The following is a 14,105-nucleotide window of genomic DNA, read 5'->3' on the forward strand; positions in this document are numbered from 1 at the left end:
AAAAGCAGCCATGCACATCGCGGCAATCGCACACTTCTTGCGTCGTTCCCTACTTGCGTGGCTGCTTGCCATGCCACTGCTGACCGCGCCCGCGGCAGCGGCCGGCGTGGACCCGGCCTTGCTTGCGCCGCTGGCCGGCGACGACACCGACGCCAAGCTGCAAGCGATTGCCGCGTTGGGCCAACTGCCAGAGCCCGCCGCGGCGGCGGTGCTGCAAGCGCTGGGCAATGACCAGCTCTATGCCACCGCCGACGGGCGCGTGCTGATTGGCGACGGTAGCGCACGCGCCACCGACCCCGTCACCGGCGCGGCCGTGGACTTGCCTTCAGGTTCCGGCACCGTCAGCATCAACAACCGCCTGCGCCGCGCCATCGAGGCCGCGCTGGCCGGTTCCCGCTTGTTCTCGGACAAGCCCAACGAACGACTGGACGCCGCCCGCCGGCTGCAACAGACGGGCGACCCCGCCCGCTTGCCCATGCTGGAAAAAGCGCTGGCGTCTGAAAAGAATGAGGCCGTGCGCGATGCGTTGTTGATCGCGCAGGCCAATCTGGAATTGAAAAGCGCCGACCCCGCCAAGCGCCGCCATGCGGTCGAGTTGCTGGGCAACACACGCAACGCGGCCTTCCGCCCGACGCTGGCCGGGCTGACGCAGGAACGCGATGGCGCGTACGCCGAACCCGACGCCAGCGTGCGCGAAGCCGCCACCAACGCGCTCAAGCAGATCGACCGGCATCTGGCCACGATCGAATGGGCCGGCAACCTTTTCTACGGCATCAGCCTGGGCAGCGTACTGCTGTTGGCTGCGCTGGGTCTTGCCATCACCTTCGGGCTGATGGGCGTCATCAACATGGCGCACGGTGAATTGCTGATGATCGGCGCCTACGTGACCTACGTGGTGCAGACGCTGTTTCGCGCGTGGCTGCCGGGCTGGCTCGACTGGTATGTGGTGGCCGCGCTGCCGCTGGCCTTCGTGGTGACGGCGCTGGTGGGCATGGCGCTGGAACGCACCGTCATCCGCTGGCTGTATGGCCGGCCGCTGGAAACGCTGTTGGCGACCTGGGGCATCAGCCTGATGCTGATGCAAGGCGTGCGCACGCTGTTCGGCGCGCAGAACGTGGAAGTGGGCAACCCCAGCTGGATGTCGGGCGGCTTCACGGTGCTGGGCGGCTTGGTGCTGACCTACAACCGGATCGTCATCATCGGCTTCGCCTTCTTCGTGGTGTTCCTGGTGTGGGTGCTGCTGAACCACACGCGGCTGGGGCTGTTCGTGCGCGCCATCACGCAGAACCGCCGCATGGCTGATTGCGTGGGTGTGCCGACCGGGCGGGTGGACATGCTGGCTTTCGGGCTGGGCTCCGGCATTGCGGGGCTGGCCGGCGTGGCGTTGTCGCAGCTGGGCAACGTGGGGCCGGACCTGGGCCGCAGCTACATCGTCGATTCCTTCATGGTGGTGGTGCTGGGCGGCGTGGGCCAACTGGCCGGCACCGTGATCGCCGCGCTGGGCCTGGGCGGCGTCAACAAATTCCTGGAGCCCTACGCGGGCGCCGTCATGGCCAAGATCACCATCCTGGTGCTCATTGTGTTGTTCGTCCAAAAACGGCCGCAAGGCCTGTTCGCCCCCCGCGGCCGGAGCGTTGAATGAAACAGACCGCGCTGACCGATCTGAACCTGCTGGCCCGCCGCCCTCTTTTTTCGGGCCGTGTCTGGACGGCGCTGGCCGTGGCCGTGGCGCTGCTGGCCTTGCTGCCGCTGTTGAATCTTGTCTTCCCGCCCGGCCACGCGCTGCACGTGTCGGCCTATGCGGTGGCGCTGCTGGGCAAGTTCATGTGCTACGCGATGGCCGCGCTGGCGCTTGACCTGGTGTGGGGTTACGCCGGCATCCTGTCGCTGGGCCACGGCCTGTTCTTTGCGCTGGGCGGCTATGCGCACGGCATGTACCTGATGCGCGCCATCGGCCGCGACGGCGTCTACCAAAGCAACCTGCCCGACTTCATGGTGTTCCTGGACTGGAAAAGCTACCCCTGGTACTGGTCCTTCACCGAACACTTCTGGTACGCGATGCTGCTCGTCGTGCTGGTGCCAGGCGTGCTGGCCTTTGTGTTCGGCTACTTTGCCTTCCGCTCGCGCATCAAGGGCGTGTACTTCTCGATCATCACGCAGGCGTTGACGTTTGCCGCCATGCTGCTGTTCTTTCGCAATGACACGGGGTTTGGCGGCAACAACGGCTTTACCGATTTCAAGCGCATCCTGGGCTTTGACATCACCGCGCCCGGCACGCGCGCCACCTTGTACTGGATCACGCTGGCGGCGTTGGCGGGCGCGTTGATCCTGGCGCGCATGGTCACGCAATCGAAGCTGGGCCGCGTGCTGACGGCGGTGCGCGATGCCGAAAGCCGCTTGCGTTTCATCGGCTACGACCCGCTGGGCTTCAAGCTGTTCGTCTGGACCTTGTCGGCCGTGCTGTGCGGCATTGCAGGCGCCTTGTACGTGCCGCAAGTCGGCATCATCAACCCCAGCGAGATGTCGACCGAGACTTCCATTGAAATGGTGATCTGGGTGGCCACCGGCGGGCGCGGCACCTTGATCGGCCCCATCATCGGCGCGGGTGCGGTCAACGGCTTGAAGACCTGGTTCACCAGCGTACTGCCGGAATTCTGGCTGTATGCGCTGGGCCTGATCTTTGTGCTGGTCACGCTGTTCCTGCCCACCGGCATCGTCGGCCTGGCCCGCCGCATTGCGGCACGCTTTCAGGAGAAGAAGGCATGACCAGCACGCACACCGAATCGGCCATGCTGGATGGCGGCCCCAGCGGCAACGCCGGCTATGGCCGCGTCAGCCCCAAAGGGCTGGACACGAGCCACGGCGCCATCCTGTACCTGGAAGGCATCACCGTCAGCTTCGACGGCTTCAAGGCCTTAAACGACCTGACGCTGGACATTGGCGTGGGTGAATTGCGCTGCATCATCGGCCCCAATGGCGCGGGCAAGACGACGATGATGGACGTTATCACCGGCAAGACGCGGCCCACTTCCGGCACCGCCTACTTCGGCCAAAGCATCGACCTGACTTCGCTGAACGAAGCGCAGATTGCGCACGCCGGCATCGGCCGGAAATTCCAGCGGCCCACGGTGTTCGAACAACACACGGTGTTCGAAAACCTGGAGCTGGCGATGAAGACCGACAAGCGCGTGCGCCCCACGCTTTTTTCACGGCTGACAGGCGAGCAGGCCGACAAGATCGGCGAAACGCTGGACCTGATCCGGCTGCGCCCCGAGGTGTGGCGGCCCGCTGGCCTGCTGTCGCACGGCCAGAAGCAATGGCTGGAAATCGGCATGCTGCTGATGCAAGAGCCGCAGTTGCTGCTGCTGGACGAACCGGTCGCCGGCATGACCGACGCCGAAACGGAACGCACCGGCGAATTGTTGAACGAACTGCGCGGACGCCATTCGCTGATGGTGGTGGAACACGACATGGACTTCGTCAACCAGATTGCGGGCGACGGCAAAGTCACGGTGTTGCACGAAGGCTCGGTGTTGGCCGAAGGACCGATGAGCAAGGTGCAGGCTGATCCGCGCGTGATCGAAGTCTATCTGGGGCGCTGAGATGCTGGACGTAAGCACAATCAACCAATACTACGGCGGCAGCCACACGCTGCGCGGCGTGTCGCTATCCGTGCGCCAGGGCGAATGCCTGGCGCTGCTGGGCCGCAACGGCGTGGGCAAGACCACGCTGCTGAAATGCGTGATGGGCGTGCTGCCGGTGGCCAGCGGCAACATCGGCTTCGATGGCGCCGACATCACCCGCCTTGCGCCGCATCAGCGCGCCGGGCGCGGCATGGCCTATGTGCCGCAAGGCCGCGACATCTTCGCGCGGCTGACGGTGGAAGAGAACATCCTGATGGGCATGGCGACCAAACCCGCTGCGCGCGCCCGCCGCATCAAGGAAGAAGTGTTCGAACTGTTCCCCGTGTTGAAGAGCATGCTGTCGCGCCGGGGCGGCGACTTGTCGGGCGGACAGCAGCAACAGCTGGCGATTGCGCGGGCGCTGGTGGCCGAGCCCAAGCTCATCATCCTGGACGAGCCCACCGAAGGCATCCAGCCGTCGATCATCAAGGACATTGCGCGCGTGATTCACATGCTGCGCGCGCGCGGCGACATCGCCATTCTGTTGTGCGAACAGTATTTTGATTTTGCGCGCGAGCTGGCGGATCAGTTCGTGGTGCTGTCGCGCGGCGAAGTGGTGGCCAGCGGCGACCGCAGCGCGATTGATGGCGATGACGTGCGCCGGCATCTGTCGGTGTAGGCGTCAGGGGGCCAAGTCGCTCCGCACCGGGGACGGCTCGCTTCGCACAGGGCCCGGGTCACTGCGCACCGGGGCCGGGCCGCTTCGCACCGGGGCCGCGGGCAGGCGCTTAAGCCTTCCTTGAGATTGTGCGCAGATTTCAAATCTGCTCCGATATAATCCGGCTCCATGTGCTTCGCTACTTTCCTGACCCGCCCCTCGCTGTGGATCGCGCTTGCCGCGATCCTGTGGGCGTCGTTGGCGCCGTCGATTGCGCAAGCGCTGAGCCTGTCTCCGGACGGCCACCACATCCACCGCATCACCGTTGACTATTGCGCAAGCGAAGGCGACGGCAACGCGCAAGGCGCCGTCACGCTGGACGTCCCGCACGACAGCCACGACGCCCAAGACTCTACACAAGCCGACGCCCACGCCGACGGCCATCACTGCCCGCTGTGCCGCAACCCGCACGCAGACGTCGGCATCCTGCCCACCAACATGCCGGTCGTGCCCGCCCCCGTGGGCCGCGCCATCACGTATCCGCCGCTGTTCTTCCTGGCGGCCGCCCCCCTTCATGCCTGGAGCGCGGCCCAGCCGCGCGCGCCCCCCGCGAACTGACCCGGAGCACGTCTGCCGTCTGACGACGGCACGCTTGCGCCCGCCCCTCGCGTCTCCCCGCTGCACGCCCCCTGCTCGCCTCTTGCTCGCATCTTGATGCGCGGGCGGCCGTGCCGTCATCCAGACCCTTGTGGCCCGCTGTGCCTCGCCTGTGTTCAGGCCGGGCGCGGGGTCCGTGCGCCGGTCCGCCGGCTTCAGACATGAAACACACCACGATCTACACCTTGCTGCTTGGCGTGCTTGCCAGCGGCTCTGCCCACGCGCTGACCTCCGAACCCGCCGTGGAAACGCTGTCGGCCACCACCGTCTACGGCGCGGGCCACGTTGACCCCGCGCCCAACGGCCCCGTCAACCTGGATGCCCGTGACAGCACCGGCAGCCGCCTGGGCCTGACCTTGCGCGAAACGCCCGCCAGCGTCACCGTGATCTCGCGCGAGCAGATCGAAGCGCGCGGCTCGCTCAGCACGCAAGAGATTGCGCGCGGCATTCCCGGCGTGGACAACGCATCGCCCCCCGGCAACGCCGGCGCGGTCAGCTACCGGGGTTTCTCGGGCGGCCAGGTGTCGCAGTTGTTCAACGGCATCTCGGTGCAATACGACGCCATTGCCGGGCGTCCGGTGGACAGCTGGATCTACGACCGCGTGGAAGCCATCGGCGGCCCGTCGACCTTCCTGTTCGGTGCGGGCGCGGTGGGCGGCGCCATCAACTACGTCACCAAGCTGCCCGAGCGCGATACGTTTTACGACGGCCAGTTGCGCCTGGGTTCCTTCGACAGCCGCCAGGTGTCGGTGGGCTTGAACCAGCAGCTGGCGGGCGATGCCGGCGGGCGTGGCCACTATCTGCGCATCGACGCCAACACCGGGTCCAGCCACGGCTGGGTGGACGGCAACCGTTCGCACGCCAGCCAGATTGCGGCATCGGTGTTGTCCGACCTGGGCAGCGACGTGACGCAAACCTTCGCCTTCGAATATCAACGCGAACAGGTCGACCGCCCGTATTGGGGCACGCCGCTGATGACGAACGCGCAGGGCGTTGTGCAAGGCGCGGGCCACATCATGGATGGCACGCGCTTCAAGAACTACAACGTCAACGATGGGCTGTACGAGCAGACGGTGTGGTGGGCGCGGTCCATGACCGAATGGCGCGCGAGTTCGGCCGTGACGATGAAGAACACGCTGTACTACTACCAGGCCGAACGCGATTTCCGCAATCTGGAAACTTACCGCTTCAATACGGGCAACACGCTGGTGCAGCGCTCCGGCGCCCTGTTGCAGCGTCACGAACAACGCCTGGTGGGCAACCGTGTGGAAGGGCTGGTGCGTTCTTCCGTGGCCGGCCTGCCCAGCGACTGGTCGTTTGGCGCCGACATCAGCGTGAACAAGGTCACGCGCTTTCCCACCAGCCTGCCCGCGCAAGTCGACGCCGTCGACCCTTATGACTTTTCGCCCGGCAACTTCTACGACATCCCCGGCATGACGCGCGGCCACAAAGCCGACCGCGACAACCGCATCCGCACCTTTGCGATGACGCTGGAGAACCGCACCGAAGTGCTGCCCGGCGTGGCCATCGTGTCGGCCTTGCGCAAGGACTTCATCGACCTGGACCTGACCAACCGCCGCGCCGTCACCGCCGCCTCGCCCGCCAGCGCGTCGCGCAGCTATTCGCCGCTGACCGGGCGGCTGGGCGTGAACTGGCAGGTCAGCCCCGAAGCGTCGCTGTACGCGCAGTACGCCACGGCCGCGGACCCTCCGTCGGGCCTGCTGGCCACCGCATCGTTTGCCGACGTGCTGAACAACGACCAGCTCACAACCGGCACGCAGGCCGAAGTGGGCGGCAAGTTCGACTTCTGGGACGGGCGCGGTTCCGCCACCGTGGCGCTCTACGAGATCAAGCGCAAACACATCTCGACGACCGACCCCAACAACCCGGGCGTCAGCGTTCCGGTGGGCGCACAGTCGGCGCGCGGCGTTGAACTGGCGGGCGGTTTGCAGCTGACGTCCAAGCTGTCCTTGCAAGGCAACGTGGCCTTTGTTGACCCGCAGTACGACGACTTCTCGCAATCGGTGGGCGGCGTGTCCGTCTCGCGCAATGGCAACGTGCCGGTCAACACGCCGCGCCGTCTGGCCAACGTGTGGCTGGACTACGCGTTCGTGCCCGACTGGAACGCCAGCGTCGCCGCGCGCTACGTGGGCCGCGCCTACGCGGATGCCGCCAACACGGTGTGGGCGCCGTCGTACACGGTGTTTGACGCCGCCTTGTCGCATCGGGTGAACCGCAACCTGAACGTGACGGCGCGCGTGCGCAACCTGACCGACAAGGTCTACGCGGCCAACGCCAGCCCGACGATGTTCTACCTGGGCGCGCCGCGCACGTTTGAACTGTCGCTGCAAGCCCGCTTCTAGTCCGCCCCTAGCTCCGCCGTGTAGAGATGCCATGAGCGCCACATCGCCCCGTTCTTCCGCTCGCCCCGCCGGGCCGCCGCTGTCCACGCGCGCCAAGCGCTGGCTCTATCTGATCCATCGCTGGGCCGGCGTCGTGCTGTGCCTGTTCTTCGCCATGTGGTTCGTGAGCGGCGTGGTGATGATGTATGTGGGCTATCCCAAGCTCACGCCTCATGAACGCCTGACGCATCTGGCGCCGTTGGACGCCACGCGGATCGCCATCACGCCCGAGCAGGCGCTGGCGGCTGCCGGGAAAACGCGCGCAGACGCGCCCGGCTTGCAGCTGTCTGCCAACCGGGGCGGTGCGCCGGTGTATGTGGTGCCGGGGTCGATGCCGGGTTCCGCCCCGGCTTCAAGCCCCGCCGCGCCCAAAGTCGTCGACGCCGCCACCGGCCTGCTGCTGCCCAAGGCGGACGCCACGACCGCGCAGGCCACGGCGCTTGCCTGGTTCGGTGACGCGTACGCCGCGCACTACGACGGGCTGGTGGACGAGGACGTCTATACCCACTCGGGCGCACTGGATGTGCATCGCCCTTTGCACCGCATCGACATGAGCGACCCCGCGCGCACGCGCTTGTACGTGTCGTCGGCGACGGGCGCGGTGGTGCTGGACGCCACCCGCAACGAGCGCGCCTGGAACTATGTGGGCGCGTGGGTCCATTGGCTGTACATGTTTCGCGGCAACGCGCTGGACCCGTGGTGGCATGACATCGTGGTGTGGCTGTCGGTGGCGGGCGTGGTGCTGGCGCTGACGGGCACCATCGTGGGCATGCTGCGCTGGCGGTTTTCGCGGCCTTACGCCAGCGGCAGCCGGTCGCCCTACCGCGACAACATGATGCGCTGGCATCACATCAGTGGTTTGCTGTTTGCCGCCATCACCATCACGTGGATTTTCAGCGGGCTGATGTCGATGAACCCGTGGAAGGTGTTCACCAGCACCGCCGCCCCGCTGGCGCGCAGCGCCTATGCCGATGGGTCGGCCGCTGGGTCTGCCGCTGGGTCGGCCAATGCGGCGGCCAACGCGCCGCTGGCGTCGCCACGCGATCTGATCGCCGCCCTGCCCGCCGCCCCGCGTGAGTTGAGCTGGGCGCGCAACGCGGGCCAGGACGTGGTGCTGGCGCGCGGCGCGGCGGGCGCGCCGCAAGTGCTGTCGGCCACCCAAGCCACGCCTTACGCCATTGACGAAGCCAAGCTGCGCCAGGCGGCCACGCTATTGCTGCCCGGCGCCACGCTGCGCGAGGTGCAGGTGCTGCGCCAGTACGACGTGTATTACTACGCGCGCGACGAACACGCGATGCTGGGCCATGTTGAAAAGCCGCTGCCCGTCTGGCGGCTGGTGTACGACAACCCGCAGGCCACCTGGATTTATCTGGACCCGCACACCGGCCAGATTCAGGGCCGGCAAGACCGCAGCGGACGCGTCAGCCGCTGGCTGTTCGCCTTTCTCCACAGCTGGGATTGGACGGGCCTGCTGTCGCGCCGGCCGCTCTGGGATGCCTTGCTGATTTTCCTGAGCCTGGGCGGGGCGGCGCTGAGCCTGACCGGTGTAGTGATCGGGTGGCGGCGGCTTGGCAAGAAACTGCGCGGCTGAGGGCATCTGGCTAGGCGCCCCCGGCTGGGCGCCCCCGGCTAGGCGCCCCCGGCTGGGCGCCCCCCACCCAATGCTCTATGCTCACCGTCTTGCATGACGAATCACCGCTATTCAGGAGCCTTCCATGTCAGACGTCACCATCTATCACAACCCCAAGTGCGGCACGTCCCGCAATACGCTGGCGCTGATCCGCAACGCCGGCATTGAGCCCACGGTGGTGCTGTACGTGGAAACGCCGCCGTCGCGCGCCACCTTGAAGGCCTTGTTCAAGAAGGCCGGCATCAGCGTGCGTGACGCGCTGCGTGAAAAGGGCACGCCGTACCAGGAGCTGGGCCTGGACGACACCAGCTTGTCCGATGACGCGCTGCTGGACGCCATTGAACAGCACCCGATTCTGCTGAACCGTCCCTTTGTCACCACGCCGCTGGGCGCGCGCCTGTGCCGCCCGTCGGAGCTGGTGCTGGACATTCTGCCCTCGCCCCAGCAAGGCGCGTTCACCAAGGAAGACGGCGAAGCGGTCATCGACGCCAACGGCAAACGCATCCAGAAGTAAAAGGGCGTACTCCGCCGCATTTTGTAAGCGGACTGACGGGAAACCCCTTTACCATCGCGGCTATTGATTATTACGCCGCGATGACGTGTCATGGATTTCCTGGAAAGCTTCAACCAGTCCTTTTTTCTTCTGATCAATGCCGACCCGGCCACCCCTGTATGGCGGATTCATGCCGCCATGCTGGTGGCCAATCAGCTGATCCTGCTGGTGCCCGGCGCGCTGGCGGCGATGTGGCTGTGGGGTGGGCAAGCGCAGCGCAATCTGGCCCTGAAAGTGCTGGCCAGCATCGGCGTTGCGCTGGTCGCCAGCTATGCGTGCGGCGCGCTGTTGCCGCATCCGCGTCCCTTCGTGATCGGGCTGGGGCATACGTTCTTCCCGCACAAGCCGACGTCGTCATTTCCCAGCAACCACACCATCATCATCGCCACGTTTGCCTTTGCGCTGATCTTTGATCGGCGCTGGGCGGCATGGGGCGTGGTGGCCTTGCTGGGCGCGGCGGTGGTCGGCACATCGCGCGTATACCTGGGCGTGCATTTCCCGCTGGATATCGTGGGCGGGCTGATCCTGGCGCCCGTCGCGGCGGCCATCGCGGCTCCGGTGTGGACCCGCATTGGCGCGCCGTTGACGTTGGCGGCGCAAGGCATCTATCGCAAAGTGCTGGCGCTGCCGATTGCGCGCGGCTGGATACGCGCGTAGATCAGCATCCGTAGCGCGCCATCAATTGATGGCTACCTTGGCGTCCTTGACCAGCTTGGCGTAGTTCTCGGTGTCGGCGCCGATGCGCGCACGCATCTGGTCCGGCGTATCGCCAATCGGCACCGCGCCAATCTCCGCCATGCGGCGCGAGAAATCCGGCGACTTGATGATCTTCACCATCTCGGCATTCAGCCGCGCCACCACCTCTTTGGGCGCGGCGGCCGGGGCCAGCACGCCAAACCACGTCCCCATGTTGAACGGCTTGATGCCCGCCTCTTCCATCGTCGGCACGTCCGGCAAGGCCGCCGAGCGCTGATTGGTCGTGACCGCCAGCGCGCGCAACTTGCCGCTCTGGATATGCGCCAGCACGGGCGTGATGGTGTCGAACGACATGTCGATCTGGCCGCCCAGCAGATCCGTCGTCAACGGCCCGCTGCCCTTGTACGGCACATGCAGCAGCTTCACCTGCCCTTCCTGTTCAAACTGCGCGCCGATCAGATGCTGGCCGGTGCCCATGCCGTTTGATCCATAGGTGAGCTTGCCCGGCGCGGCTTTCGCCAAGGCCAGCAGCCCTTGCACGGTCTTGGCGTCCAGCTTCGGGTTGACGACCAGCACGTTGGGCACGAGCGCCACCGTCGTCACTGGCGCAAAGTCTTTCTGGAAGTCGTAGTGCAGGCTTTTGTACACGCTGGTGGCGATGGTGTGATGCACCGCGCCCATCAGCAGGGTATAGCCGTCGGGCGCCGCCTTGGCGACGTAGTCCGCGCCCAAGGTCGAGCCCGCGCCGGGTTTGTTTTCCACCACCACCGGCTGGCCCAGGCTCTTGGCCAGTTCCTGCCCCAGCGCGCGCGCCAGCACGTCGGTGGTGCCGCCCGCCGGGAACGGCACGACCAGGCTGATTGGCCGGGACGGGTACGACTGGGCCATGGCCCCGCCCGCCAGCGGCAGGCTTAACACGCAGGCAACCGCCCACGTGCGCACGCGGAAAATTCGCTTGAACATGCTTGTCTCCTTGGGATACGAATGAACTTCGCTTCTTGTTCTATGGCCGGAATTGCGCTGCGGGTCTGATGCCCGCAGTCAAGCATTCCGGTGGTCTTGCCAACCCGCCTGCTACGCCGCCTTCACCTGCTTGCCCGCCGTCAACAGCGCGCACACCGCCTCGGTCACCGCATCGGTCGTGGCGTTGCCGCCCAGGTCGCGCGTATGCAGCGCGGGCGTAGCGGTCACTTGTTCGATGGCCTGCATCAAGCGCGCTGCGGCGTCGTGTTCACCCAGATGTTCCAGCAGCATCACCACCGACCAGAAGGTGCCGACGGGATTCGCCAGGCCCTTGCCCATGATGTCGAAGGCAGAGCCGTGGATGGGTTCAAACATGGACGGATAGCGGCGCTCGGGGTCGATGTTGCCCGTGGGCGCAATGCCCAGGCTGCCGGCCAGCGCAGCGGCCAGGTCGCTCAGGATGTCGGCGTGCAGGTTGGTGGCGACGATGGTGTCCAGTGACGCCGGCTTGTTGACCATGCGCGCGGTGGCGGCGTCAACCAGTTCCTTGTCCCATGTCACGTCCGGGAATTCGCGGCTGACTTGCAGCGCGATCTCGTCCCACATCACCATGGCGTGGCGTTGCGCGTTGGATTTCGTGACGACGGTCAGCAACTTGCGCGGACGCGATTGCGCCAGCTTGAAGGCAAAGCGCAGAATGCGTTCGACGCCCGCACGCGTCATGATCGACACGTCGGTGGCGGCTTCGATAGGGTGGCCCTGGTGCACACGCCCGCCCACGCCCGAATACTCACCTTCCGAGTTTTCGCGCACGATCACCCAGTTCAGTTGCTCAGGCGTGCAGCGTTTCAGCGGCGCGTCAATGCCGGGCAGGATGCGCGTGGGGCGCACGTTGGCGTACTGGTCAAAGCCCTGGCAGATTTTCAGGCGCAGGCCCCACAGCGTGATGTGGTCGGCAATGTCGGGGTCGCCCGCCGAGCCGAACAGAATGGCGTCTTTGCCGCGCAGCGCGTCCAGCCCATCGGCCGGCATCATCACGCCGTGCTGGCGGTAGTAGTCGCCGCCCCAGTCGAAGTTCTGGAATTCGAAGTGCAGGCCGCCCGCTTGCGCCAGGGCCTGCATGATGCGCTGGCCGGCCGGAATGACTTCCTTGCCGATGCCGTCGCCGGGAATGGTTGCGATGCGATAGGTTTTCATGGGCCGACAGGTTCCTTGCTGATAAGGGTCTGTCGGCAATGTACCGAGCGCTGCGCGCCGTGCGCGCAGCGCCATTCACAACATCTTCAACTTCAGGTTGAAGATCGGCTCGCTGCGATCAGCAGCGGCTCACGTTCAGGTTGTTGATCAAGTTGTTGAAGTTCTGGCGCAGGCTGTAGGCGTCGTCCACGATCGTGGGGCGCAAGCTCTTGAACGCGCCCGTGCGTTCGGCGTCTTGCTTGTAGCGTCCGCTGTCGGTGTTCTCCAGCACTTTGCGCCCCGCCGCCAGCAGGGAATTGGCCTTCATCATCGTGCTTGCGCAACCCTTGGGATCGGCTTCGCGGGTCTTCTTGTCAAAGCCCAGCGCCATTTCATTCAGCTTGTCCAGCTGCTGCGTGAACGCCTCTTTCTTGTCGCCCAGGCCGGTGCCGTCAAAAATTCCGGTCGCCTGATCCAGCGTGGATTTGGCGTAATACACCATGCCGGCGCGGTAATACGCCACGGTGTCTTTCTTGGCCTTCTCGAACGCTTCCTTGGTGTTGGCCGTGTCCTTCACCGAGATGCCGTGATAGAACGCGCTCTCGGCCTTCGCGACAGCGGTCAGCGCCGACACATAGGCAGGGCTTTTTTCACGCGCCAGCGCGCCGTTATCCGACACATAGGTCTTGGCGGCAGCGTAGTTTTGCAGCTCGGTGCTCAGCGGGGCCAGCGTGCCCAGCGCTTGCGAGAAATCCTTGGCGGCGGCGTCGATCTCGGGAATGGCGGGTTTCATCGCCAGCGCCTTGTCCAGCTTTTCCTTGGTGCGCAACACCATGATGTCATTGCCGATGACGTAGTCCTTCACGGGCTTCTTGTCGGCCAGCTTGGGCACCATGTACTGCTCGTACTGGGACAGCGTTTCGTCAAACGACTGCGTGATGCCGTTGGCCGCATCAACGTACTGGTTGTACTTGACGATCTCGGCCTGGGCGGTGCTGGCTTCGGGAGCCTTCGCGTCCTGCTTGGCGGTGTCATCGCCGCACGCGGCGAGCATCAACGTAGCGGCTAGAAGGGCGGACATGCACAAGGGGCGCGACATAAACATCTGTTCTCCATAAAAGGGAACGCATCATATGCCCGGGCATCCGCTAACACGCTACAAAGTCATTCTGGCCTGTCACAATTGTTTTCAATACGCGACCACTTCTGTTCATGGTCGAGCAACCAGCGCTTGCGATGCAGTCCCCCGCCATAGCCGGTCAGCGACGCGTTCGCGCCCACGACACGATGGCACGGCACCGCAATGCCAATCGGATTCGCGCAGTTGGCCAGCCCCACGGCGCGCACAGCGGTCGGACGCGCAATGCGTTGCGCCAGGCCGCTGTAGCTGATGGGCGCGCCACCCGCGATGCCGCGCAACGCCTGCCACACCTGCCGTTGGAAGTCCGTGCCGCCGGTGGCGACATCCAGCGTGTCGATGGCGTGTACGTCCCCGTCGAAGTACGCCTGAAGCGCCCGGGTCGCGGGAGATGCGTGTGCGGCGTCATGCAATGTGATGGCCGCGTTGCCGTACTGCCGGCGCAGCAGCGTGTGCATGCGCGATTCAAAATCCTGCCAGTCCACCGCGCGCAGGCGCTGTTGTGCGTCGGTCAGCACCAGCATCAGGCCGATGGGCGTCGGCACGCGTTCAAGCGTGAAGTGATGAGTCGTGGCGTTCATGGAAAGCTCCATTGGCTGCAAAGGCATG

The 14,105-nt window shown here is 65.6% G+C and carries 13 protein-coding genes; 9 read left to right on the top strand and 4 right to left on the bottom strand.

The features are described from left to right. Positions 1 to 10: 10 nt before the first annotated feature. The 9 genes from urtB (at position 11) to AC1DSJ_RS24995 (ending at position 10,180) form a co-directional block, all read left to right on the top strand. A complete protein-coding gene (urtB, locus tag AC1DSJ_RS24955; RefSeq protein ID WP_441372347.1) occupies positions 11 to 1,642 on the top strand; it encodes an urea ABC transporter permease subunit UrtB in 1,632 nt (543 codons plus the stop codon). Next, positions 1,639 to 2,766 (top strand): urea ABC transporter permease subunit UrtC, encoded by a 1,128-nt coding sequence (gene urtC, locus AC1DSJ_RS24960; RefSeq protein ID WP_175170058.1) that lies wholly within the window; start codon positions 1,639 to 1,641, stop codon positions 2,764 to 2,766. Before urtB ends, urtC begins: the two co-directional genes overlap by 4 nt. Next, the gene (urtD, locus tag AC1DSJ_RS24965) at positions 2,763 to 3,602 is read left to right on the top strand and encodes an urea ABC transporter ATP-binding protein UrtD (protein WP_054422614.1); all 840 of its coding nucleotides are present in this window, start codon (positions 2,763 to 2,765) and stop codon (positions 3,600 to 3,602) included. Before urtC ends, urtD begins: the two co-directional genes overlap by 4 nt. 1 nt (position 3,603) lies before the next feature. Further along, positions 3,604 to 4,302: an urea ABC transporter ATP-binding subunit UrtE gene (gene urtE, locus AC1DSJ_RS24970; RefSeq protein WP_441372349.1), complete on the top strand. Its 699-nt coding sequence runs from the start codon at positions 3,604 to 3,606 to the stop codon at positions 4,300 to 4,302. Positions 4,303 to 4,470: 168 nt separating this feature from the next. Continuing rightward, positions 4,471 to 4,899: a DUF2946 domain-containing protein gene (locus AC1DSJ_RS24975; RefSeq protein ID WP_054422616.1), complete on the top strand. Its 429-nt coding sequence runs from the start codon at positions 4,471 to 4,473 to the stop codon at positions 4,897 to 4,899. A gap of 200 nt (positions 4,900 to 5,099) precedes the next feature. Then, positions 5,100 to 7,301 (top strand): TonB-dependent receptor, encoded by a 2,202-nt coding sequence (locus tag AC1DSJ_RS24980; protein WP_441372350.1) that lies wholly within the window; start codon positions 5,100 to 5,102, stop codon positions 7,299 to 7,301. 31 nt (positions 7,302 to 7,332) lie between these two features. Then, entirely contained in the window at positions 7,333 to 8,931 is a 1,599-nt protein-coding gene (locus tag AC1DSJ_RS24985) for a PepSY domain-containing protein (protein ID WP_441372351.1), read from the top strand. A gap of 124 nt (positions 8,932 to 9,055) precedes the next feature. Beyond that, positions 9,056 to 9,484 carry an arsenate reductase (glutaredoxin) gene (arsC, locus tag AC1DSJ_RS24990; protein WP_054422618.1) on the top strand — a complete coding sequence of 143 codons (429 nt, stop codon included), beginning with the start codon at positions 9,056 to 9,058 and terminating at the stop codon, positions 9,482 to 9,484. A 90-nt stretch (positions 9,485 to 9,574) separates the two neighbouring features. After that, positions 9,575 to 10,180 carry a phosphatase PAP2 family protein gene (locus tag AC1DSJ_RS24995; RefSeq protein WP_441372352.1) on the top strand — a complete coding sequence of 202 codons (606 nt, stop codon included), beginning with the start codon at positions 9,575 to 9,577 and terminating at the stop codon, positions 10,178 to 10,180. Positions 10,181 to 10,201: 21 nt separating this feature from the next. Here the strand turns inward: AC1DSJ_RS24995 and AC1DSJ_RS25000 are convergent, their stop codons facing one another. The 4 genes from AC1DSJ_RS25000 to AC1DSJ_RS25015 form a co-directional block, all read right to left on the bottom strand. Then, positions 10,202 to 11,182: a Bug family tripartite tricarboxylate transporter substrate binding protein gene (locus tag AC1DSJ_RS25000; protein ID WP_175170064.1), complete on the bottom strand. Its 981-nt coding sequence runs from the start codon at positions 11,180 to 11,182 to the stop codon at positions 10,202 to 10,204. A 111-nt stretch (positions 11,183 to 11,293) separates the two neighbouring features. Then, positions 11,294 to 12,379, bottom strand: coding sequence for a tartrate dehydrogenase (locus tag AC1DSJ_RS25005; protein ID WP_346551117.1), 1,086 nt, complete (start codon positions 12,377 to 12,379; stop codon positions 11,294 to 11,296). Positions 12,380 to 12,497: 118 nt separating this feature from the next. Next, positions 12,498 to 13,439 carry a DUF3829 domain-containing protein gene (locus AC1DSJ_RS25010; protein ID WP_245636303.1) on the bottom strand — a complete coding sequence of 314 codons (942 nt, stop codon included), beginning with the start codon at positions 13,437 to 13,439 and terminating at the stop codon, positions 12,498 to 12,500. 83 nt (positions 13,440 to 13,522) lie between these two features. Continuing rightward, positions 13,523 to 14,077: a methylated-DNA--[protein]-cysteine S-methyltransferase gene (locus AC1DSJ_RS25015; protein WP_441372353.1), complete on the bottom strand. Its 555-nt coding sequence runs from the start codon at positions 14,075 to 14,077 to the stop codon at positions 13,523 to 13,525. Positions 14,078 to 14,105: the final 28 nt, after the last annotated feature.

It is taken from the genome of Achromobacter sp. 01N37, from assembly GCF_056399725.1.

What these genes read in the sequence shown, in the direction of transcription:
- urtB (WP_441372347.1), top strand. Translation starts at nt 11, where the DNA reads ATGCACATCGCGGCAATCGCACACTTCTTGCGTCGTTCCCTACTTGCG.
- urtC (WP_175170058.1), top strand. Translation starts at nt 1,639, where the DNA reads ATGAAACAGACCGCGCTGACCGATCTGAACCTGCTGGCCCGCCGCCCT.
- urtD (WP_054422614.1), top strand. Translation starts at nt 2,763, where the DNA reads ATGACCAGCACGCACACCGAATCGGCCATGCTGGATGGCGGCCCCAGC.
- urtE (WP_441372349.1), top strand. Translation starts at nt 3,604, where the DNA reads ATGCTGGACGTAAGCACAATCAACCAATACTACGGCGGCAGCCACACG.
- AC1DSJ_RS24975 (WP_054422616.1), top strand. Translation starts at nt 4,471, where the DNA reads ATGTGCTTCGCTACTTTCCTGACCCGCCCCTCGCTGTGGATCGCGCTT.
- AC1DSJ_RS24980 (WP_441372350.1), top strand. Translation starts at nt 5,100, where the DNA reads ATGAAACACACCACGATCTACACCTTGCTGCTTGGCGTGCTTGCCAGC.
- AC1DSJ_RS24985 (WP_441372351.1), top strand. Translation starts at nt 7,333, where the DNA reads ATGAGCGCCACATCGCCCCGTTCTTCCGCTCGCCCCGCCGGGCCGCCG.
- arsC (WP_054422618.1), top strand. Translation starts at nt 9,056, where the DNA reads ATGTCAGACGTCACCATCTATCACAACCCCAAGTGCGGCACGTCCCGC.
- AC1DSJ_RS24995 (WP_441372352.1), top strand. Translation starts at nt 9,575, where the DNA reads ATGGATTTCCTGGAAAGCTTCAACCAGTCCTTTTTTCTTCTGATCAAT.
- AC1DSJ_RS25000 (WP_175170064.1), bottom strand. Translation starts at nt 11,182, where the DNA reads ATGTTCAAGCGAATTTTCCGCGTGCGCACGTGGGCGGTTGCCTGCGTG.
- AC1DSJ_RS25005 (WP_346551117.1), bottom strand. Translation starts at nt 12,379, where the DNA reads ATGAAAACCTATCGCATCGCAACCATTCCCGGCGACGGCATCGGCAAG.
- AC1DSJ_RS25010 (WP_245636303.1), bottom strand. Translation starts at nt 13,439, where the DNA reads ATGTCCGCCCTTCTAGCCGCTACGTTGATGCTCGCCGCGTGCGGCGAT.
- AC1DSJ_RS25015 (WP_441372353.1), bottom strand. Translation starts at nt 14,077, where the DNA reads ATGAACGCCACGACTCATCACTTCACGCTTGAACGCGTGCCGACGCCC.